General features: G+C 60.4%; 13 protein-coding genes and 1 pseudogene. 3 read left to right on the forward strand and 11 right to left on the reverse strand.

Translation table 11 applies throughout. From position 1 onward, the window contains the following. Positions 1 to 161 precede the first annotated feature (161 nt). The 10 genes and pseudogenes from ACCD00_RS01565 to ACCD00_RS01610 form a co-directional block, all read right to left on the reverse strand. Complete coding sequence (locus ACCD00_RS01565; RefSeq protein WP_413421334.1) at positions 162 to 1,316, reverse strand: alginate O-acetyltransferase AlgX-related protein; 1,155 nt, start codon at positions 1,314 to 1,316, stop codon at positions 162 to 164. Then, positions 1,316 to 2,725, reverse strand: a complete 1,410-nt coding sequence (locus ACCD00_RS01570) for an MBOAT family O-acyltransferase (protein ID WP_413421336.1) — start codon at positions 2,723 to 2,725, stop codon at positions 1,316 to 1,318. Before ACCD00_RS01570 ends, ACCD00_RS01565 begins: the two co-directional genes overlap by 1 nt. Before the next feature lie 18 nt (positions 2,726 to 2,743). Then, entirely contained in the window at positions 2,744 to 3,418 is a 675-nt protein-coding gene (locus ACCD00_RS01575) for an alginate O-acetyltransferase AlgF (protein ID WP_413421338.1), read from the reverse strand. Next, entirely contained in the window at positions 3,415 to 4,083 is a 669-nt protein-coding gene (locus ACCD00_RS01580) for an SGNH/GDSL hydrolase family protein (RefSeq protein WP_111282033.1), read from the reverse strand. Before ACCD00_RS01580 ends, ACCD00_RS01575 begins: the two co-directional genes overlap by 4 nt. Before the next feature lie 17 nt (positions 4,084 to 4,100). After that, entirely contained in the window at positions 4,101 to 7,964 is a 3,864-nt protein-coding gene (locus tag ACCD00_RS01585; RefSeq protein WP_413421340.1) for a cellulose synthase subunit BcsC-related outer membrane protein, read from the reverse strand. Then, complete coding sequence (gene bcsZ, locus ACCD00_RS01590; protein WP_413421342.1) at positions 7,940 to 9,166, reverse strand: cellulose synthase complex periplasmic endoglucanase BcsZ; 1,227 nt, start codon at positions 9,164 to 9,166, stop codon at positions 7,940 to 7,942. The genes ACCD00_RS01585 and bcsZ overlap by 25 nt, the downstream gene beginning before the upstream one ends. A 22-nt stretch (positions 9,167 to 9,188) precedes the next feature. Then, positions 9,189 to 11,447, reverse strand: coding sequence for a cellulose biosynthesis cyclic di-GMP-binding regulatory protein BcsB (gene bcsB / locus ACCD00_RS01595; RefSeq protein WP_413421364.1), 2,259 nt, complete (start codon positions 11,445 to 11,447; stop codon positions 9,189 to 9,191). Positions 11,448 to 11,488: 41 nt separating this feature from the next. After that, the gene (bcsA, locus tag ACCD00_RS01600; protein WP_413421344.1) at positions 11,489 to 13,720 is read right to left on the reverse strand and encodes a UDP-forming cellulose synthase catalytic subunit; all 2,232 of its coding nucleotides are present in this window, start codon (positions 13,718 to 13,720) and stop codon (positions 11,489 to 11,491) included. After that, on the reverse strand, positions 13,717 to 14,883 hold the full coding sequence (gene bcsQ / locus ACCD00_RS01605) for a cellulose biosynthesis protein BcsQ (protein ID WP_413421346.1): 1,167 nt from the start codon (positions 14,881 to 14,883) through the stop codon (positions 13,717 to 13,719). The genes bcsA and bcsQ overlap by 4 nt, the downstream gene beginning before the upstream one ends. A gap of 858 nt (positions 14,884 to 15,741) precedes the next feature. Next, positions 15,742 to 15,834, reverse strand: a pseudogene (locus tag ACCD00_RS01610) (hypothetical protein); the annotation flags it as partial. Positions 15,835 to 16,319: 485 nt separating this feature from the next. On the opposite strand from ACCD00_RS01610, the gene ACCD00_RS01615 reads away from it, so the two are divergent. Then, a complete protein-coding gene (locus ACCD00_RS01615; protein WP_413421348.1) occupies positions 16,320 to 16,550 on the forward strand; it encodes a hypothetical protein in 231 nt (76 codons plus the stop codon). A gap of 64 nt (positions 16,551 to 16,614) precedes the next feature. Here ACCD00_RS01615 and ACCD00_RS01620 read toward each other — a convergent pair whose 3' ends face one another. Continuing rightward, positions 16,615 to 18,006 carry an aldehyde dehydrogenase family protein gene (locus ACCD00_RS01620; RefSeq protein WP_413421350.1) on the reverse strand — a complete coding sequence of 464 codons (1,392 nt, stop codon included), beginning with the start codon at positions 18,004 to 18,006 and terminating at the stop codon, positions 16,615 to 16,617. Positions 18,007 to 18,106: 100 nt separating this feature from the next. On the opposite strand from ACCD00_RS01620, the gene ptrR reads away from it, so the two are divergent. Together ptrR and ACCD00_RS01630 are read left to right on the forward strand one after the other, a co-directional pair. Further along, positions 18,107 to 18,985, forward strand: coding sequence for a putrescine utilization regulator PtrR (gene ptrR / locus ACCD00_RS01625; protein ID WP_413421352.1), 879 nt, complete (start codon positions 18,107 to 18,109; stop codon positions 18,983 to 18,985). 77 nt (positions 18,986 to 19,062) lie between these two features. Next, a complete protein-coding gene (locus ACCD00_RS01630) occupies positions 19,063 to 21,267 on the forward strand; it encodes an OsmC domain/YcaO domain-containing protein (protein WP_413421354.1) in 2,205 nt (734 codons plus the stop codon). Positions 21,268 to 21,551 lie beyond the last annotated feature (284 nt).

A 21,551-nucleotide genomic window follows, 5' to 3' on the forward strand; every position in this document is an offset into this window, starting at 1 on the left:
GCATGGGGCAGAAACGAAAAGCCCGGCACTGGCCGGGCTTTCTGTAGATGGGCCAAATCCCTTTGGCTGAGTGCATTGTGCCTGGCAGGTGTGACGAAGGTGTGACAGGGCAGATACGAAAAGCCCAGTACCGGGTGTCGGTTCGGCTGGTTGCGATTGGCCTACCGCAACGAGCGATAGGTAATGGGGTCGACGTAAGGCGTCTGCAGGTCCCGCTCCGGGATCTCCCAGATGATTTGCCTTGGCGGCGTTTCCTTGGAGGCCGGGTTGTTCAGGTAGCTGTTGGCAGCGCCAGAGAACGCTCCGCCGTCTTTGGCGAAGTTGCCTATGGGGGCGCCCAGCGCCTGCTGCAGAAACCCGGCGAAGTTGGAGTTGCGTGAGAATGAAGTGCCGATGAGCACGGTATCGGGGAGGTCGGCATCGCCAAAGAGGTCTGCCTCTGTGTCAGGGCTGGTGGCTGATGCTACGGGAAGTTCGTGGGTGCTGGTCTGGGCGACCATTTCGGGGGCGGGTTGCCATTTGAGCGGCAGCCAGTCGATGCCCGCCAGATGGACCAGATCGCCAGGTCGCACCGCGAGCGGGGCATGACTTTCGTTGAACGACCTGCGTGGCGTTGCGCTGATGCCCAGGGTCTTCAGGCGCTGCGCGATGGCCTCGGCCGCCGCCTTCGCGCCGGATTCGCTCCAGTGCGTATCGGTGCGCAACCAGGCACTGGCCCCCAGTGGCGTCAGCGCAGCGGTGAGGTCCAGATTCGACACGCCAGCCACAGCCAGCTTCGAGGTCCAGGCCTGGATGCGCCCTTCGAGAGCGGCTGGGCGGTGCAGTGCGCAACGCTGCTCAGCAGCGATGCGGCTCTTGTCTGGAACGATGACCACCAACAGGCGGATGCCACGCTGGGAGAGCTGCTGCTGCAGATCGATCACTGCCTGGACTTTGGCCTCGGCATTGCGCTGCGCGTGATGATGGACCTTGAGCTCATCGGCCAAAAACAACCAGTCAGGACAACCCGGGCGAACCCTCGGCCCGGTGTCACCGAGGAGCAGCCAACTGACACCGCGCTCCAGTTCGGCGAAGGTCGTGGGGAGTTGAGCGTTCGACAGTTCCTTGGCGATCCGATGCGTGATATCGCCATCAAAAAACTGCGGAGCCTGCACTTTATCGGCCGACAGCGAGATCTGCCCTGAAACGATCAGGCTGCCAGAGGACAGCAGTCCGACGAACAGGAATATCAGCAGCGCCACGCCTGCCAACCGACTGCTGCGTGTCGCCAGATCATCTGGCTGAGTGGAGGGCGGGGTGTGCCTTGGGATCGTCATCAGAATTGGAAGTACAGGAAGGGTACGGTTTCGCGACTGGCGATCAGGGCGAACGACAGCATGAAACCGGCGATGGGCCAAAGGGTGGCGGCGAAGAGCACAAGGCCGCCCGGTCGTTTCTCACAGTAAGGGCGCAGCAGCGGTGCGACGATACCGAACACCCCCAGCAACCCCGCGAGGCCGTGTACCGGGCGCAGGGTCGCGGACAGTTCGTCACCGAGGGCGATGCCCTGCAGGCCGAACTGTCCGGCGTACAGGTTCAGCGCGCCATGAAAGTCGGGGGCGCGGAACAGTGTCCAGGCCAGGCAGACGAACAACAATGTCAGTCCATGGGACAGCACCGGCGGTACTGAGGGCCGGGTGGAACGGCTCCAGGCACGATCAACGCATAACGCCAGGCCATGGGCGCAGCCCCACAGCAGATAGTTCCAGCTGTCGCCACCGTGCCAGAGTCCGGCGATGGCCATGATCAGGAACAGGTTGCGGTAGGTTTTCCAGGTGCCGTTGCGATTGCCGCCCAGCGGAATATACAGATAGTCACGTAGCCAACTGGACAGCGACAGGTGCCAGCGGCGCCAGAAGTCCTGGATGCTGTTGGCCAGATACGGACGGTCGAAGTTCTCGGGAAAGTGAAAGCCCAGCATCAATCCCAGCCCAATGGCCATGGCGCTGTAGCCGGCGAAGTCGAAGAACAGTTGCAACGAATAGGCAAGGCAGCCAACCCAGGCGTCGAGGAAACTGGGGGCCGGCAAACTGAACGCCACATCGACCACGGGCGACAGGGTGTCGGCCACCAGGACCTTCATGCACATCCCGACCATACACCTGCGTGCGCCCAGCGAGAAATTCTGCAGGTTGAAGTAACGTTGATTCAGCTCACGCCGAACCCAGTCATAGCGAATGATGGGGCCGGCGACCGAATGGCCGAACATCGAAATATAGGTGGCGTAGTTGATGAAGCTGCGTTCAACCGGCACGGTATGGCGATGCACATCCACCAGATAGGAAATCGCCTGCAAGACGATAAACGACAGCCCGGCCGGCATGATGACCCGCTGCCAGTCCAGGGGCATGGCGCCATACCAGGTGGCGGCATCGATCAACGTGCCGGCTACGATGTTGGCGTACTTGTACCAGCACAGCACCGCCGTATTGAGCACGATCAGCGTTGCGAGCAACCGCACGCGGCCCTTGCCTTCTTCCCGCAAGGCGTCAATCAGCAAGCCGCCGACCCATGCCGTGATCGTCAGCGCCACATGCACAGCGAGGAACCGTGGGCTCAACCAGCCATAGAACAGCCAGCTGCCGATCAGTAGCGTGACGTTGCGCCAGGCGGCCGGGGACAGTGCATAGGCACACAGGAACAGCGGCAGGAACAACGTCAGAAACTCGAGAGAAGCAAAAACCATGGTGGTGGCGCGATCCGATCAGTGGGCCAGGACGTCAGTCGCGAGCAACAGGTAAGGGCCATTTGCGCCAGGCAGCAGCACAACGCTGTAGCGCTCGCCAGCCTTGAGCTGACCCAGGTCAAGCGGGGCACCGACGTTGGTTTGGGCGCAGACCAATTGAACCGACAGGCTGACCGGGTTGATTGCGCGACGTTGCACGCTGCCGTCGGCCACCTCCTTGAACAGCTCGGCGTTTTTCCCGGCAGCGCGCAAACCGGCCTGGGTGCACGCGGGATCGGCGCTGATAAACGCCAGCGAGGCTCTCAGGCTATTGAAGTCGTCGGGCTGCTCACGGATGACGACCTGGCGGATACCTTGTGCGCTGTCCGGCAAGGCGATCACGCTGGCGAACTCGCCTGCCGCCACCTGGATGTCCAGCGGCTGGCTCTTGCCGTTGCGTTCCAGGGTGCCCTTGATCGGCTGGTTGGCGGGCACGGGCAGGTAGTCGGACACGGCATTGCTGCCTTCCAGCTTGAGGCTTGCCCGCGAGCCTTCGGCCAGCAGGTGCAGGGGGCGGTCGGCGGCGTTGATAAAACGCAGGAAGGCCGAGTCCTGATCCGGGCCCGTCGGGTACAGGGCAATGTCGGCGGCCTCGGCGTGCAGGCTGAGCATCAAGGGCGCGAACAGCGCCCAGCTGAATGCGGATCGGATCATTTGCCGGCTCCCGTGCTGCTGACGCGCTCGGCGGGCAGTTTGGCCAGGGCATCACCGATTGCATTGCCCCAGGATTGATAACCGGCGACGGTGAAGTGCTGCCCGTCGGTGGTGATCCACTGCCCGGGTTTGGAGAGCGTCAGCGAATCGATATAGGTACAAGGCGCCACGTTCGCGGCCAAAAACTGCGACATCAATTGAGTGCGGGCATCATTCTTCTGGTACATGCCACCGGCTTTGCCCCAGGCCGGGCCCACCCAGGCGCAACGGGTCCCGGTGGCCGCGATGGCCTTGGCCAGGCCGGTGACGCTTTGCCATGCCCAGGCCTTCGGGAACACCGGCTTGTCATAGGACGCCATGGTGTCGCCGATGACCAGTACCACCAGGTCGGGCTTGTCGGCGGCGATCAGGTCCTGGATCGGTGTGGTGGTTGCCTCGCGCCCTTTGATCACAATCTTGTCGTTGCCTTTGCGCTCGGCACCGCAGTCGACCTTTTTGCTGATCAGCCAGTCACCGGCGCTGGCGCCGCAGGCACCGATGGAATGGACCTGGGCGCCTTGGCGAGTCAGGTTGTCGTGCAGCGGCTCCAGCAAATGGTCCGCGAGGCTCATATGGCTCTCCCCAAGGACAAGGAGAGTCAGACCGGCAAGGGCAGAAGTGGGCATCGAAAGCTCCAGAATGATCAGTTGGAATAAGGCGAGGTGTACGGGCTGACCGGCAGGCTCATGGGGCCGCCGATCTCTTCGAACTGGTAGCGCAAGGACAGGGCACCGCTGAGTTGTTGGTAGTCGCGGGCGTTGTCCAGGCCCAGATTGGCGCCCAGCAGGAAGTTTGAAGCGACCTTGTATTCAGCCGCCGCGGCGACGCTGTAGCCGATCCCGGTTTTGTTTTGCCCTGCGTAGCGCAGGCCCGAGGCCGCCTGCAGGGCTTTGTCGGTCGGGAAATAGTCGACGCTGTCCTGCTCGAAATGCTGCACGCCGACCGAGCCCTTGACTTGATACGTCAAGCGCCCGGTGCGTTGTGCCCAGGTCACCGGCACACCCAGGGCGAAGAACGTCTGCGGGCTGAAATAGCCGCCGTGGCCGTAGGTGAAAAAGTCCTGATTGTTGGCGTAGCTGATGCCGGTCATGCTCAGGCCGACGGTCAGCTTGCTGTCCGTTGCATTTTGCAGGTACCAGTACACACCGCTGCCCAGTTCACTGCGGCTGTTGGATTCGACATGGTTGCCCAATAGCTGGTGCCAGGAGGCGTAGCCATAGGCGCCGACTTCGTTGTCGTCATAGCTCAACTGGCCACGCCCGCCGTTGGCGGTCACACCGCCCCAGGACTGCCCGCTGCGTTTGTCCGTGGCGCCGGCAAACGAGGTGAGGCTGTCAGTCACCGGACGCCGGGAAACGCTCACCCCGTAGCGGACATTGGAGGCGTCGCTGATGGGGCGATCAACGCTGATGCCGCCGGTGGCGGTGGTGTATTTGAAGCCGAGCGGGGTGGTGCCGAGATCGGCTTTGAGCCCATCCGCGGGCCGTTGCATGGCGACGGAAAGGCCGACACCCTCGGCTTTCTGCGAGCCGACGCTGCCGCTCTGCGCACCGTTACCGAAACGCGACAGCGCCTCGCCGCTGGCACTGCCGGCGTTCAGCCAGACCGGCGTCACGCGCAGGGCGACGCGGCTTTCATCCAGCGGAATACTGATTTCCAGCGGTGTTTCAACATCGGTCAGTTTGCTCAACCCCGACTCACTGTTGTTGCTGCGAATGCTCACGCCCTGGGTGACGTAGGCACTGCGCTCCTGAAGGATTTTATTCAGCGCCAGTTGCGCGGGGCTGATGTCCTCGCTCACCAGTGCTGCGCGCGGCAGCTGCGACTCGAATGGATTGCTCGCCTGCTGCGGCCTTGGCGGGGCGTCGATGCCAAAAGGGCTGTGAGACCTCACGCTGCCCGGCATCTCCTGAGCCGGTGGCGGGATCGCTGCCAACAAGGTGTCGCGACTGACCTCGCTACGTGGACCCGACACCCCGGCAAAAGGGTTGGGCGCCACTGTCGAACCTGCCAGTTGGCCGCCCTGGTTTCTGCGTTTCTCGCTCTGTTCGATGGCCACTGCCTTGCGCAGCAGATCGGCGGCCATGCCGGTCTTGCCCATGTTCTGGTAGAGACGTGCGGCCTCGGTCAGCGTTTGAGGGTTACCGGATTCGGTCTTGAGCAGCTGTTGCAGCGCCTGTTCGGCAAAGGCCGTGTCATGTGCCAACACCGCCGCGTCGGCAGCACCCAGCAGCAGTTGCGGGTCGCTGGGCTGGCGCTGCAACAGCGGTTTGTAGAGTTCGAGGGCTTTTGCCGTGTCGCCGTTGGCCGAGTACATCCGCGCCAGGGCCGCGACGGCAGCGCTGTCACCGGGACGTTGCGCCAGTGCGGGCGCCAGCGTGTCATAGGCGTTGGCCAGATCGCCGCGTTCACGCAGCTGGTCAGCCTGGCGGATGCGATAGCGATACAGCAGGTCGTCGAAACGCTTGCGCGCGGGCGCGTTCAGGGGCCTGTTCTGAAGGTCGCGCAGAATCTCGTTGACCTGGGCGTCTTCTCCGGATTCAAGCAGGACAGCGGCGTATTGCAGGATGAAGTCCGCCGAGGGCGCCGTGGTGTTTTGCAACTGGCCGCGCATGAGGGCCAGTGCACGGGTCGGCTCACCGACGGCGACATAGGCCGAGGCCAGGCTCGCGGTGCGATCCGGGCTGTTGTCGGCCATCGGCTGAATACGCTCGAGCAGGGTCAGGGCTTCCTGGCGCTGTCCGCGCTTGCCCAGGTCGATCGCCTGGCTGAGTTGCAGGTTGAGGCTGACATCTGCGGCCAGCGCTTGCATGTCCGGGGTGCGCTGGTCGGGACGCACGCGTCCCAAGGTGGTCTGGGCGGCTTTCCACTCACCCATCTGGACCGACAGCAAGGCGCTGACGTAAAGCGCATCGGCATTGTCGGGGTGGGCCTGGAGCATGGCGTTGATCAGGTCCCGAGCCTTTTGCGGTTCGCCCATCGCCAGGTTCAGGCGGGCCAGGGCGAAGCGCGTCCAGATGTTGTCCGGTTCGTAGCGCAGCGCGTCTTGCAGGGCGTTGCGCGCAGCGGGCAGATCGTTGCGCTGTTCGGCGAGGGCGGCCTGTTGCGTCGCGCGCAAGGCTTGCAGGCGTGCGGACTGGCCGATCCTGGTCTGTCCAGTGGCTGGCAGAGTGTTGATCAGTTGCAGGGCTTCATCGTTCTTGCCGCTCTTGAGCAGCACGTTGACCAGCCCTTCCTGTGCTTGCGGGTCGTCGCGGCGCAGGCTCAGCACCTGGCGATAGTTGCCCTGAGCGTCATCGAACTGGCCCGCGCTGGCCTGAATGTCCGCCAGGGCGAGGCGAGCGTCGACCCCGTTCGGGGTCAGGCGCAGCGCCTGGTTTACCAGGGCTTGTGCCTGGGCTGTCTGGCCTTTGGCCTGGGCGTCCCGAGCCTGCTGCAACGCAGACCAGTAGCGCACTTCGTTCAACGCGACTTGCCACTGGCTGCCGCCAGGTTGTCGCGTGGCCTGACCCAGGAGCTTTTCCGCTTCGGCCAAGCGGTGTTGCTGCTGGCGAACAACTCCAAGGCCACCCAGCGCGTCGGCATCGTCGGGGCGGGCTTTCAGGCGCGCTTGAAAAGCCTGTTCAGCGGTGGCCTGATCACCTTCCTTGAGCGCCTTCAGGCCACGCGCGACTTCGGCGGGCGGTTGCCATGCCTTGCTGGCCGTCGTTGCCAGCTGTTGCTTGCCCTTGTTCATCTGCGCGCGGATTTCCGCGTCATCCGGATGCGTCTTGAGGTACGCCTCGAACAATGGCACTTGTGCCGGATTGGGCGGGCCGATCCAGGTCAGCGCCAGGCGCCAGCTTTCGTCGGCATCACCGGCAATGTCGGTACGCTGGGTCAGCGCGGCCAGGGCGCGGATGCCCTCGGCACGACTGTCTTCATGGCGCACCAGATGCTTGGCGTAAAACAGCGCGACGATCGAGTCATTGGGCATCTCACGTTGCAGGCGCTGAAATCCGCCGCGTGCTTCGGCCCAGTCAGCCTGATTGAAGGCAAGGTTGTTGTAATACTCGCGGCCGATCGTACCTTGAGGCGGACAGCCATCGAACAGCGAGCGAAACAAGACGGTCGCCTTGTCACGCTCACCGGCATCGACGAGGCGCCGAGCCTCTTCCAGGCGCTGCTGGTTCTGCGGTTGTGCCAGGGCGATGTCCTGCGCCAGTTGCAATGCCTGCCGAGGCGCTGGCTGGATGGCCTGCAAGCGGGCGAGGTATTGCTGCGCCTGTTGTGGCTTGCCCTGTTGCACGCCGATCAAGCCCAGGCCATACAGTGCGTCAACCTGGACCGGGTCCAGCAACAGGACTTTCAGCCAGACTTCCGCCGCGCGTTGAGGGTTGTTGTGCAACTGCCAGTACTGCCCTTGCTCGACGAGTAATGTCTGTGGCGTCGGACTTTGAGCGTGGGCAGCAGCGGCCGTCCACGCGCTCATGACGGCGATGGCTAGCGTGCGGTGGTGCGGGTGCATGCGGTCTCCCAGGAGAGTTTCAGCGTTCCGTCTTCCCGGAATCGATATTGTTTATCGGCCCAGCCGAGCGCGAACAGGCTGAGCATCAAGTCGTAGTAACGCGGCGCACCGGCGGCGGCATCAGGCCTGGCCAGCGCTTCGCGCAGGGCGAGTTCCACGCGGCTTCGTTGTTGATCGGCCAACTTGGGTTGCCCCTTGGCCTGAAGGTAGGGAATCAGTGCGGCCCGGAATCCGAACGGGCTCTGACCCTGAACACTGCCGTGGAGAACCTGGACTGTTTCCGGGGGGGAACCCGTCGCGACAGTGCTGCGGGCCATACCGTCCAGCCGCTTGAGCAGCAGCGCTGCCAGCGGTTCGGAGGTATCACTCATGCCCAGCCAGAGGTACACGCGAATGGCGTCGTAGCTGCCCGTGTCGCCATTGACCGGATCGCTGACGAAGACACCCGATTGCGCTGAAGTGCCTTGATAACCGACCCAGTCGGCGACGAAGCCGTGGCGGCTGGATTGGGCAATCATCGTCGCGGTGTTGTGGGCAATCGCTTGCCACGGCCCGGACGGTGCTTCCTTGGCCAGCCGCCGTAACAGCGGCAGTGGCAGGTAGCTGGGGTTCAGGCGCCAGAGTGCGTCCGGCTGGACGAAACCCTGTGGTCCAGGCAATACCATCGGGCCCAGCCCGGGTAGGTTGATGACCAATTGCGCTTCGATCGTCGCCATCAGGTGCAGGGCGTCCTGGCGATAGTCCGGCCGATGCCACAGGCGTGCGGCTTCGAGCAGGGCGTAGGCGATCCACAGGTCGGCGTCGGCGGCCGAATTGGCGTCTTGCAGGCGCCACTGACCGTCCGTGCCTTGCCCCCATAACCAGCCCGGCAGGCGTGTGGCGATGTCTGCGCCGGCGAGGTTGGCCGAGGTCCAGCGCCAGAGCGTGTCGAAGCGTGGCTGATCGTTGCCGATCAGCGCAAAGAGCATGCCGTAGGACTGCCCTTCAGAGGTGCTGTGATTGCTCTTCAGGCTCGATTCGAGAACCCGGCCGTCGTCCTGGACAAAGCGCGTTGCGTAGGTTTGCCAAAGTGGCCAGGCTGGCGACTCGCAGGATTGTGCGGCCGCTATCGCCGGCGCCAGCAGGGCAAGCGCAAGCACGGCGCTCAGCCTGCGCGCGTTACCGCGCAGGCCCTGGCGAAGTGAAGTACCCCGGCTGCTCATGGACGACACAGGCCTGTGCGGCTCATTGGCCAAGACGACGTTTGGCCCGCAGGCGCAGGGCCAGGTAGGCCATCGAAGCCAGCAGCAGGACCCCGAGGAGGGTGAACAGCATGAGCGCCATTACGTTCTGCGAGAGGTACCACTGCAGATAGCGCAACGGACCCAGGCGCCCGACGTAGTAATCCTGTTCGGCGACCAGCGATTCGACATGCTTGCCCCTGACCACCACCAGGCTGCCTTGCAAATCCTGGGCATTTTCTTCGCTGCTGAGCAGGGCGTTGGTCACGTCGGCCAGGCCGCCGGGCCTTGTGCCGGCGATAAACACCACGCTGCGCCCACTCTTGAGCGGCGATTCGAATCCGGTCAGATAAGCACTGCCGTCTTCGGCACTGAACCTGAAGCTGCTGCGCGCTTCACGCAGATTGGTCTTCGTATCCGGGCTGATCCAGTTGCGCAGGCGCAAGGGCAGGTCAGACAGTTCAAAGTACTGCGCAGCATCTACGTCCCTGGCCGGCAGAAGGTTTTGCCATTGCTCCAGCAGCGGCTGATTGTTGCCCGAGGCGAGCACCAGCAAATCCCGGTCGCTTTGCTCGGCCACCTGGTCGGCGTGGACCACCTTCACGCCGGTGGCCGGATAACCGGTGGAGTCGCCGAAGCGGCCCAGCAGGGTCAGATAGGCACTCAGCTCGGCCGGGGCTGGCTCGTTGGGCAGGATCACCGATGTTTCCGACAGGTCGGCCATGCGGGTGAACGGGAAGCCACTGTCCTTGAACACCCCGAGGTTGGGCATGGCCATGAAATGCTCGTACTGGCTGAGGTCCAGGGTCGAGTCCGGGTCGATCACGCCGCGCATGTTGTCGATGATGATGTCGCGGCATTCGCCCTGTTTGATGTAGTCATACATGAAGCGAAATTGCAGGCGCGATTGCAGCGCGACTGAATTGAGCGGCAACAGCATGCGCGACGTGCGGGCCAGGCTGTCGTCGGTCTTGAGCATCGACAGCAGGCTATCGCTGTTGCCGAGTTTCTCGATCGAAGGCAGGTCGATCGACTTGATGAAGGTGTCGTTGAAACTGATCAGCAACGAAGAGTTGGTGGAGACCGGTTGCGGCGTGTAGCGGTATTTCAGGTCAAGTTGCGCACCGGGCTCACGCCAGTTGAACAGGTCGGGTGGCAGGCGTAGCGCAACCGTCATTTGTCCCGGGTTATATCCCGACACATTGAGTTCTGCGGGCTTCGCCAGTTCACCCAGGCGAACCGGGCGATCGGACGGCAGCCAGTTTGGCGCGTCGTACGGTTGGCGTGGCTTGAGCGAGTCGATCCGGTCGATCACCACGCTCTGCCCGGAAAAAGCCGAGCCGCCGAGGGCCAGCGCTGTCGCGGCGACCTTGAGATCGGCGCCATCGCGCCCGGAGACGATCAACAGTTTGCCCTGGGCATCATTCGGGTTGCTCACCAGGGTCAACGTCGGCCCCGTGGCCTCTTTGATCGGCAAGCCGCTCAAGGCCGTTGATTCGCTGCCGCTGACAAACACCACCGCGTTGCCTTTGGCCGGCAGGCTGGTGAGGCTGGCGGGGAAGGTTGCGCCACGGTAGCTGGCCAGGGCGCCAAACCAGGACGACAGGATACCGGCGGCCTCAAGCTCAGGACCGCCCGGGCGCGCGGCGAACACGAAGGGCAGTGTCAGGGGCGAGGCGTCTCGACGATCGAACAGGGGCAGCGGCAGAGCGGACAGATCGTTGGGCTGTTTAATCGACGACACCTGAAGGCTCAACTGGCTCTCGTTGCCGATCCTGGCCCAGAGGCTGGAGTGCAATGGGTCTTCACATTGCATCGTGTAGTGACCGATGAACTGCAGGCTGAGCCGGTTGAATTCGGTGATGGTCTGCGGCGGAATCTGCACGGTCCGGGTCTGCAGTTTACCGGCCTCTTCCTTCGGGAGGGGCAGGCTGGCGGCCACTTGATCGTTGATCAGCACGTTGATTTGCGAAAGGTCGGCCAGCAGTGCCGGTGAGTAGCTGTACTGCAGCGTGACCTGGGCAGCCGTGACGACTTCATCGGCGCGCACATCGAAATTCACACTGTCGGTAGCCTCCACGCCTTTAAGGGTCATCGAATAGCTTTTGCCCAGCTCCTTGAGGGTGCGGGTATAGCTGTTGCCCGGGGCATCGGCCACGGGCAACGATGCGGCCGGCAACACCGCCGGCTCTGTGGCGCTGATTTGGGTGGCAGCACTCAACGCCCAGCCGCTCCAGCCCATTAGCGAGCAGGCAATCAGCAGGAGTGAGCGACGAGGAGGAAAGGTCCGGCGAGTGGAAGGCTTCAAGATCGTTGCGTGTCCGCGGTGGAGTCGATAGGTGATGGCGCGCCCGGGCGTTTGCGCAGCAGCGCCCGGCTGTCTTTCAGGGTTGCAACAAACAGGCGCAGGATGGCGCGCAAGCCAATGCTGCTGACCTCGCGCAACGCCGACATGGGCGCGTCGAGGCGGCCGTTACCCCAGGTATTGGCCCAGGTGTCGGCCCGTGAAAAGGTCAGTCGCACCAATTCACTTTGCTGGCGCAGGGTCAAACCCTCGAATTGCACGCCCGCAACGCCATCGTTGCTGAAGATCGTTGTTGCGGGAAAGAGGCTTGAAGGCGGCGTGCGCAGAATGCACAGCCGCAGCTTCTCATTGACGCTGAGCTGAACCTGCGGTGGCAGCGCCAGACCCACGCCGTTTTGTGAGAAGTCCTGGGTTTTGCAATCGAACCAGGTGCCGTCTTCGCGGTAGACACGCAGGGGCAGGTCAGCGGGCACCCTGGGTTCGTTGCGCACCTGAGAGGACTCAGTGGCCACCGCTATGGCGGTGCTGACGATGATGATGTTGTACAGGGTCCAGGCCAGGTTGATCAGCAGGGTCGTGGCCTCGGCCGAATCACTCGCGATCAGCTTCACCACGCCAATCACCAGACCGGTCATGTTCAGGGTCAGCAGCACGATGTAAGGCCGTGCGAGCTTCCAGTCGAAATAGTCCTTTTCGATGGTGCCGCCCTTGTCAGTCACGTTGAACTTGCCCAGCGAAGGGCTGATCAGGGCCATCAGTACGGGCCGCATGATGTACCAGGCCAACACCGACTCATACACTTCGTTCCAGAAGGAATGGCGGAAACGCCCCTGGATGGCGGAGTTGGTCAGGTTGGAATGCAAAATATGCGGCAGTACATAGACCGCGACCATCAACGCCGAGGCATGGAAAATCTGCGCGTCGAAAAACAGGTAGGCCAGGGGTGCGGTCAAGAACACCAGGCGGGGCAGGCTGTAGAAAAAGTGCATCATGGCGTTGAGGTAGCAGATGCGCTGCCCCAGGTTCAGTCCTTTGCCAAACAATGGATTGTCGGTCCGGAAAATCTGCGCCATGCCCCGCGCCCAGCGTATGCGCTGGCTGATGTGTCGGGAAAGGCTTTCGGTGGCCAGGCCCGCCGCCTGTGGAATGGCGAGGTAAGCGGTATTGAAACCACGGCGATTGAGCTTGAGTGCCGTGTGCGCGTCCTCGGTCACGGTTTCGGTGGCGATGCCGCCGACTTCCAGCAAGTGAGTCCGCCGGATGACCGCGCAGGAGCCGCAGAAGAATGCCGCGTTCCACAGGTCGTTGCCGTCCTGCACCAGGCCGTAGAACAGCTCACCTTCATTGGGTACCGAGCGAAAGGTATCGAGGTTCTTTTCGAACGGATCGGGTGAATAGAAGAAGTGCGGCGTTTGCAGCAACGCCAGGTTCGGGTCCTTTAAAAACCAGCCCATGGTGATTTGCAGGAAGGAGCGGGTGGGCACGTGGTCGGCGTCGAATATGGCGATGAACTCGCCATCGGTGACCTTGAGTGCCTCGTTGAGGTTGCCGGCCTTGGCATGTTGATTGTTGTCGCGGGTGATGTAGTTGACACCAATCTGCTGACAGAAAGCCTTGAACTCCTCCCGGCGTCCGTCATCGAGCACGTGCACCCGCAGTTTGCCCTCGGGCCAGTCGATGGCCTGAGCGGCGAGCACCACCAGTTTGACGATGCCCAACGCTTCGTTATAGGTGGGAATGAAGACATCCACCGTTGGCCATTGCGCGGGCGGCTGTTGCAGAAACTGCGGTTTGCGGTGCAGCGGCCAGGCGGTCTGTACGTAACCGAAGACTAGGACGAGCAAGGCATACAGCTCGGCCAGCACCAGCCCGTAGCCAAATACGGCATCCTGCCAGTTGTCGAAGCCCAGGGTGTCGGTCAGGCGCCAGTACATGTAGCGCAGCGAAGCGATCAGCGAGAGGGTGATCAGGGTCAGGATCGCCAGACGCCCGGCTCGCTTGCGGATGATCAGGCTGGTGGCGAAACAGACGGCGGCAAACGCAGCCTGGGAATACAGGTTCAGCGGCGCAATGAGGATACCCAGCACCAACAATGCGGCGATCAGCCCGGCCGAGAGCTTCAGGCCCTGGCGCCAAAGCAGGGGCCATCGACTGACGCGAGCCTGGAAACTATCCAATAGTTCTTCCAGCCACCACGCCTTCGCGGGTGCCTGATCAAGCCGGGCGGTCATGGCGTGCCCTGCTGGCTGGAATCATCCGCGCATAGCAGCGCATGGACCGCGCCTGTCAGCGAGAGAATATCCTGGCTGCCAATGCTCCCGGGTGCGTACTGCAGCAGGTCCCGACCATAGGCAAGCGACTCGTTGAACTGGTGATCGAGGCGAATCGTGCCGATCAGGTTGGCGCCGAGCCGCCGCCGAAACAGCACGCCCATGTCCCTGCAGAACGAACGCGACTCATCCCGTTGGTTGAGCACATACCGGTGCTGCTGCGCGCGTCGCCGGCTGGTTTCCAGCCACTGGGTCATGGAGTCCAGTGCCAGGTAGGAGGCCGCGTCAGCCACCGTCATCACCAGCACCAGATCGGCGGCATCGAGTGCCTGTTGCGAATAGACGGTCGCACCCGAAGGGGTGTCCAGGATCACGGTATCGTTTTCGCTGAGGTTCATTGACGCAAGGTGCTCATTCAACCAGGCAGAATCTTCAAGCATCAACTGCTTGAGCAGTCGGCGATCGTTCACCTCGCCAGTGCCGAAGGGCAGGCACTCGCTGTCGCTGAAGCCCGGCAGGCGATGAGCGCCCCAGTCGGCGTCCTGCTCTTTGAGCTGGATCAGCCCGGGAACCTGCCGGGTGATACCCAAGTGGCTGGACAGCGCGTTCTGAGGGTCCAGATCAATCGCGATGGTTCGCCCGCCAGGGCGCCGAAGTGTTTTTGCGAGGCCGGCAGCGACGGTGCTTTTACCCACCCCACCATTCGCCGAAACGATAGCGATGACCTTCGCCCTGGTCCGCTTGCGAGTCGTTTCTGGCAGACCGTCTCGACGAACCTGGTTGAGTTCGCGCAACAGATCGCTCAATCGCTGACGGTCACCCGTAGCAGAACTTGCAGGTGGCTTGGCCAGGGGAGGGGATTTGGGCGAAGGTTGCGAGAGTGCAGCATTCTTCACAGGCTCGACCGGCGCGCCAATCAATAAAGAAGGCTGTGGCTGGTCCAGTAGAAATACAGGGGATGCTGGTGTTGGGGGAGGCAAGGCCGCCGACGGTTCTGGCTCAGCCAGCGCAGGTGTAGCCGGATCGTCTTTGAAATCTTTGTAGTTCGGTTGTATTTCCTGGTAGCTCTCCGCATTGGCGCCAAAACGTGTAAAGAGTTTCGCAATATCGTCTACATATTTCATGCGTTGTACCGGGAATGGAATAACTCAGAAACTCAGCATTCCATTAACTTGAAATCATTAACTTGAAAAGTTTATGCGTTGTCTGGATGTTGGCAGAGTGCCATTAATCTAGAGTGTCTAAATCTTAGTGTCAACGATTGTTATAAGAAGTCAGCGATGTTTTTTGCTGTAGGGGTGAGTGTTATTAAGGTGTTATGTTGCTCGTGGAAAGTTTAAATGTTGAAGTGTACTCAGTAATGACTGTTCAATGAGGTGTAATGTAATGATGGGAGTTGGGGCGGGAGAAATAACTTCGGCGCGATGGTGCGTGAGTGTTGGTCGACTTCGATGGTTTTATGCTGATTAATGTATTAAAAAGTCTGGCTGATATTTTTGAAGAAACAGTGGTGGTTTAAAAACAATATTTTTCCGTTTTTGCCAAGTCTCGAGTCATGGACGCCTGATGGCGGGAGTTGCAAGGGAAATACGCGGCCCCAGCTGGCAGGTTTTCGGTGAGGACCCGACTTCAGCGCGGCCAGTCCAGCGCTATTGATACCGTCAGCCTGATGACTGCTGTTCCGATTGGTTGTAAATAGAACTTGGTGACGTGGCTTGCAATCATTCCATTGCGCAGGTGTTGTGATCTTCATATAGTATCGGAATGATGATGAAAATAACTATCATTTACAGTGTGTCGCCGATACCAAGAGCATGATTTGCTTTTTTAACCGGCCTCGTCAGAGCGTTCCAAGCGTCAATTCCATCGCCAGTACAGTGGACAACGCCAGCGCAATCAACAACGCTATAAACATCAGGCTCAGCTGAGCGACATGCTTATAACGGGGTATCGGTCTATTCGTGATTCGAGCAATTGATTTATTAGTGGAAGCCATCGCCAATCCTCACTTTTCCGCGGAACACGTAATGGCTGCAGAGGGTGTACATCAGGATCACCGGCAGGATGAGCAGTGCGCGCCAGTCAGGGCGAACCGCTGACTGGTGGTGTCGCGCGTTGCATATTTCACCCCTCGCGTCATGCCGACTCTGGCAAGCCCCGCCGTCTCCATGATGTCCCGGACGGCAGCTGTTACGGGTACGAGGAGGGGGTGCAACTAATGAGCCATTTCAATAGAGCGAAAAAAGTTCAACTTAATTAATAGACTGCTTCCGGGCGTTTCGAGCTGGAGAAAGGGTGAGTGGGGAATATTCCTCAAATCAGGTGGTAAACGCCCGGTTGGGTGGGTGTATTGCCCCATTTATGGAGACAGTAGCGGCCCTGTTTCACCGACCGCTCTTGGTAGGGGCTGCTTGCCCTGAGGCAACAGTTTTGGATTGCTGGATTTCAAAAATGAATCATTGAGTTACTGAGTGGTCATAATTACGGCTGGATGCTGTCCGGATGAAATTCCCGGAGAGCGACAACCGTCCCTGTAGCCCTGACCATTTAGGACGTTCAAATGAAGCGCGCAGTAATGATGATCTTGGCCATTTCAGGTTTGCTCTTGCTGGGAGGCTGCGGTCCTCACTGGGAAGACGGAGGGAGGTACGGTCGGGATTATGATCATGATTATCGTCGTGGATACGACCAGGGGAATGACGATGATCAAGGTTATTATCGTCGACATGATCGTCGTGACTATGATCGCTACCACCGCCAGTATCGCGATCGCGACGACAGAGACGATTGATCCTCCCGCTCATTGAGCTAGCGCTGTTACTGCAGGAGCGAGCAAGCTCGCTCCTGCAGAACCCTTAACGCCGATCCAGCCAGACCGTTTGTGCGTTACAGAATTCGCGCACCCCGAAATGCGAGAGTTCCCGGCCAAAGCCACTCTTCTTCACTCCACCAAAACTGACGCGCGGATCGCTGGCGCTATAGCCATTGATGAACACGCCGCCGGTTTCAAGTTCGCCGGCCATCTGCCGCGCAAGTTCGACATTGCGCGTGTAGAGGGTGGCGGTGAGGCCGAATTCGCTGTCATTGGCCAGTTCCAGTGCATGGGCTGCGTCTCTGGCGGTGATGATTGAAGCCACAGGACCAAACAACTCCTGTTTGAATGATGTCATCTGGTCGGTCACGTCGCCGAGTACAGTGGGTTCATAGTAATTGCCGGGGCCTTCGGCCTTCTTTCCACCCATCAGCAATGTCGCGCCTTCTTCCAGCGTGTCGCGCACCTGTTGATCCAGTTCGTCGCGCAGATCGAAACGAGCCATCGGGCCGATGTAGGTGTTGGCGGCCAGTGGATCACCGACGACCAGTTGTCGGGTGGCCTCGACGAACTTGCGGGTAAATTCCCGGGCAATGCCTTGCTCGACAATCAGGCGTTTGGCGGCGGCGCAGACTTGTCCGGTGTTCTGATAGCGCCCGATCACGGCGGCTTTTACCGCCTCATCGAGGTCTGCGTCGTCGAGCACGATAAACGGGTCGGAGCCACCCAGTTCCAATACGCATTTCTTCAGTGCTGCTCCAGCCTGAGCACCGATGGCCATGCCCGCACGGACGCTACCGGTGAGGGTGACAGCTGCGATACGTGGATCGGCGATCGCCCTGGATACCCCCTCCGGCGTGACATTGATGACCTCGAAAACACCTTCGGGAAAGTCCGCTTGCTTGACGGCTTCCAGCAGCAGGTAGGCGCTGCCCATGACGTTTGGCGCGTGCTTGAGCACGTAGGTATTGCCGGCGAGCAGGGTGGGGACCGCACCGCGCAGGACTTGCCAGATGGGGAAGTTCCACGGCATGACGGCGAGAATCGGGCCGAGCGGGCGATATTCAATGTGTGCCTTGCCGCCTTCAACCAGGGTCGGTTCCGGGCTCAGCATGGCGGGGCCGTGTTCGGCGTACCACTCGCAGAGCTGTGCGCATTTTTCAATTTCACCGCGGGCCTGAGTAATCGGCTTACCCATTTCCAGGGTGATCATGTTCGCCATGGCCTCTGCGTTGTTGCGCAAGGCCTGGCCGAGGTTGATCAAAAGCTGTGCACGTTGTTCAACCGGTTTGCTGCGCCAGCTACGAAACCCGGCAGCGCCCCGCGCCAGCGTGGCCTGCAATGCTGAATCGGATTCGAAAGGGTACTGGCCGATCTGTTCGCCAGTAGTCGGGTTGATCGAAATGGCATGGGTAAGGCTGGAAACGTTGGTCATGGCACCGTCCTGCAAGGTGGGGATGTGCACAGGTTATGGGGCTATATGTTTTATGGAAACTGAATAATACTGAGTATAACGTTCACGTTTGGAGAATGACTTGGATCTGGTTCAGCTCGAAATCTTCAAGGCTGTTGCCGAGCACGGCAGCATTAGCGTGGCCGCCCAGCATATCCATCGGGTGCCATCGAATCTCACGACCAGAATCAAGCAGCTTGAGCTGGACCTGGGGGTGGACCTGTTTATCCGCGAGAAGAGTCGCCTGCGCCTGTCGCCGGCCGGCTGGAGCTTTCTGGATTACGCTCGACGGATTCTCGACCTGGTTCAGGAGGCTCGCGCCACAGTGGCGGGTGAAGAGCCACAAGGAGCATTCGCCCTGGGTTCGCTGGAAAGTACTGCAGCGGTACGTATCCCGGAGCTATTGGCTGCCTATAACCAGAAACACGCCAAGGTCGAACTGGACCTGTCCACCGGGCCCTCCGGGACCATGATCGATGGGGTGCTGTCAGGGCGGCTGGCCGCTGCATTTGTCGATGGTCCGGTGTTGCATCCGGCGCTGGAGGGGGTGCCGGCATTCGAGGAGGAAATGGTCTTGATCGCGCCTCTCAATCATGACCCGATTCATCGGGCGAAGGATGTGAATGGCGAAAACATCTATGCGTTCCGCTCCAACTGCTCCTATCGCCATCATTTCGAAAGCTGGTTCGCCAATGGCGCGGCGGTGCCCGGCAAGATTTTCGAAATGGAGTCGTATCACGGCATGCTGGCCTGCGTCAGCGCCGGTGCCGGTCTGGCGCTGATGCCCCGCAGCATGCTCGAAAGCATGCCTGGATGCTCGACGGTCAGCGTCTGGCCATTGTCGGAGTCGTTCCGCTATTTACGCACCTGGCTGGTGTGGCGCAGGGGGACGGTGTCGCAGAGCCTGACGATGTTTGTGCGCTTGCTTGAGGAGCGCGGGGTGGTGTTGGTCGAAAAATAGTGGAAAGTTAACGGTCTGTGCTGAAAAACCGGATAATGGCGGCCAAATCGTATAGCTCGTTATTCTGGTAAGCACGCATGGAAATCAAGGTCAACTTTCTCGACAACCTTCGACTTGAGGCCAAGTTCGACGACTTCACGGTGATTGCCGATCAACCCATTCGCTACAAGGGCGATGGCTCGGCACCGGGGCCGTTCGATTACTTCCTGGCTTCGTCGGCGTTGTGCGCGGCGTATTTCGTGAAGTTATATTGCGAAACCCGCAATATCCCCACCGAAAATATCCGCCTGTCGCAGAACAACATTGTTGATCCGGAAAACCGCTACAACCAGATTTTCAAGATTCAGGTCGAGTTGCCGGCGGACATCTCGGCCAAGGATCGGCAGGGGATCTTGCGCTCTATCGACCGTTGCACGGTAAAGAAGGTGGTGCAAACCGGGCCCGAGTTTGTGATTGAAGAGGTCGAAAACCTCGACGCCGATGCCCAGGCATTGCTGATGCCGCACTCGACTTCCGAGGCGGGCACCTACATTGCGGGCAAGGACCTGCCGCTGGAGCAAACCATCGCCAACATGTCGGGCATCCTGGCCGACCTGGGCATGAAGATTGAAATCGCTTCGTGGCGCAATATCGTTCCCAATGTGTGGTCGCTGCACATCCGCGATGCGCACTCGCCGATGTGTTTTACCAACGGCAAAGGCGCGACCAAGGAAGGCGCGCTGGCATCGGCACTGGGCGAGTTTATCGAGCGGCTCAACTGCAACTTCTTCTACAACGATCAGTTCTGGGGCGAGGACATCGCCAATGCGGCGTTTGTGCATTACCCGGACGAGCGCTGGTTCAAGCCTGGCCCGAAGGACGAACTGCCGACCGAAATCCTCGACGAGTACTGCCTGAAGATTTACGACCGGGACGGCGAGTTGCGTGGCTCGCATCTGTACGACACCAACTCCGGCAACACCCAGCGTGGCATTTGTTCACTGCCGTTTGTGCGCCAGTCGGACAATGAGGTGGTGTACTTCCCGTCCAATCTGATCGAAAACCTGTTCCTGAGTAATGGCATGAGTGCTGGCAACACGCTAGCCGAAGCCCAGGTGCAATGCCTGTCCGAGATCTTCGAGCGTGCGGTCAAACGCGAAATCCTCGAAGGCGAAATGGCCCTGCCGGATGTGCCGCAGGAAGTGCTGGCCAAGTACCCGGGCATTCTGGCGGGTATCCAGGCCCTGGAAGAGCAGGGCTTCCCGGTGCTGGTCAAGGATGCATCGCTGGGCGGGGAGTTTCCGGTGATGTGTGTGACCTTGATGAACCCGCGTACCGGGGGCGTGTTCGCCTCGTTCGGTGCGCACCCAAGCCTGGAAGTGGCTCTTGAGCGCAGCCTGACGGAACTGCTGCAAGGCCGCAGTTTTGAAGGCTTGAACGATCTGCCCCAGCCGACCTTCGAAGGTCAGGCGGTGACTGAGCCAAACAACTTCGTCGAGCACTTTATCGATTCCAGCGGTGTGGTCTCGTGGCGTTTCTTCAGCGCCAGGCCGGATTTCGAATTCGTTGAGTGGGATTTCTCCGGTCAAGGCGAAAACTCCAATGCTGAAGAAGCCGCAACGTTGTTCGGCATTCTCGAAGACATGGGCAAGGAAGTGTACATGGCGGTCTATGAGCACATCGGTGCCAAGGCCTGTCGCATTCTGGTGCCGGATTATTCGGAGATTTACCCGGTAGAAGATTTGATCTGGGATAACACCAACAAAGCGCTGCAGTTCCGCGCCGACATCCTCAATCTGCACAGCCTGAGCAAAGTCGGTCTGAGAACGCTGGCCAAGGGTCTGGAAAACAGCGAGCTGGATGATTACACCGACATCACCACTCTGATCGGCATCGAGTTTGACGACAACACGCCTTGGGGCAAATTGACGATCCTGGAGCTGAGGCTGCTGATTTATCTCGCCTTGCAGAAGTTTGATCAGGCGAAAGATCTGGTGGAAGCCTTTTTGCAATACAACGACAACACCGTCGAACGCGGCTTGTTTTATCAAGCCGTGAACGTCGTGCTGGAAATGCAACTGGACGATGATCTGGAGCTGAGCGATTACGAAGCCAACTTCCGCCGGATGTTCGGCAACGAGCGGATGGACGCGGCGATAGGGTCCGTGGATGGCAGCGTACGTTTCTACGGCCTGACACCGACGAGCATGAAACTGGAAGGGCTCGACAGGCACCTTCGGCTGGTCGACAGCTACAAGAAGCTGCATATGGCGCGGGCCAGGGTGGCGGCTTTATATAGCTGATGGCAGCAACAAAAAAGCACCTTGGGTGCTTTTTTGTTTTTTGGCGGCCAGCCAATCGTCTGCGCGCGTTGGCCTTGTTTTTTTGGCTATGTCAGGGGTAGTGGCTGCCTATGAGGAAGTCCTTCTATATAGAAGGAGCATTTTGGCTCCTCTATACAGGCTTCCTTTGGGCGTTCTGGTGCTTTCTGCAAGTTATTGATAGAAAAGCGGAATCAGTGCTTGACGGCAGATTCTGGAGGCCTATAATTCGCCCCACTTCCGGCGCAGTCGAAACGGAAAACTCC

This window comes from Pseudomonas sp. Pseusp3, from assembly GCF_047304225.1.
Lineage (GTDB): Bacteria > Pseudomonadota > Gammaproteobacteria > Pseudomonadales > Pseudomonadaceae > Aquipseudomonas > Aquipseudomonas fluorescens_CD.

Coding starts and splice junctions, on each gene's coding strand:
- ACCD00_RS01565 (WP_413421334.1), bottom strand. CDS start 1,316: ATGACGATCCCAAGGCACACCCCGCCCTCCACTCAGCCAGATGATCTG.
- ACCD00_RS01570 (WP_413421336.1), bottom strand. CDS start 2,725: ATGGTTTTTGCTTCTCTCGAGTTTCTGACGTTGTTCCTGCCGCTGTTC.
- ACCD00_RS01575 (WP_413421338.1), bottom strand. CDS start 3,418: ATGATCCGATCCGCATTCAGCTGGGCGCTGTTCGCGCCCTTGATGCTC.
- ACCD00_RS01580 (WP_111282033.1), bottom strand. CDS start 4,083: ATGCCCACTTCTGCCCTTGCCGGTCTGACTCTCCTTGTCCTTGGGGAG.
- ACCD00_RS01585 (WP_413421340.1), bottom strand. CDS start 7,964: ATGCACCCGCACCACCGCACGCTAGCCATCGCCGTCATGAGCGCGTGG.
- bcsZ (WP_413421342.1), bottom strand. CDS start 9,166: ATGAGCAGCCGGGGTACTTCACTTCGCCAGGGCCTGCGCGGTAACGCG.
- bcsA (WP_413421344.1), bottom strand. CDS start 13,720: ATGACCGCCCGGCTTGATCAGGCACCCGCGAAGGCGTGGTGGCTGGAA.
- bcsQ (WP_413421346.1), bottom strand. CDS start 14,883: ATGAAATATGTAGACGATATTGCGAAACTCTTTACACGTTTTGGCGCC.
- ACCD00_RS01615 (WP_413421348.1), top strand. CDS start 16,320: ATGAAGCGCGCAGTAATGATGATCTTGGCCATTTCAGGTTTGCTCTTG.
- ACCD00_RS01620 (WP_413421350.1), bottom strand. CDS start 18,006: ATGACCAACGTTTCCAGCCTTACCCATGCCATTTCGATCAACCCGACT.
- ACCD00_RS01630 (WP_413421354.1), top strand. CDS start 19,063: ATGGAAATCAAGGTCAACTTTCTCGACAACCTTCGACTTGAGGCCAAG.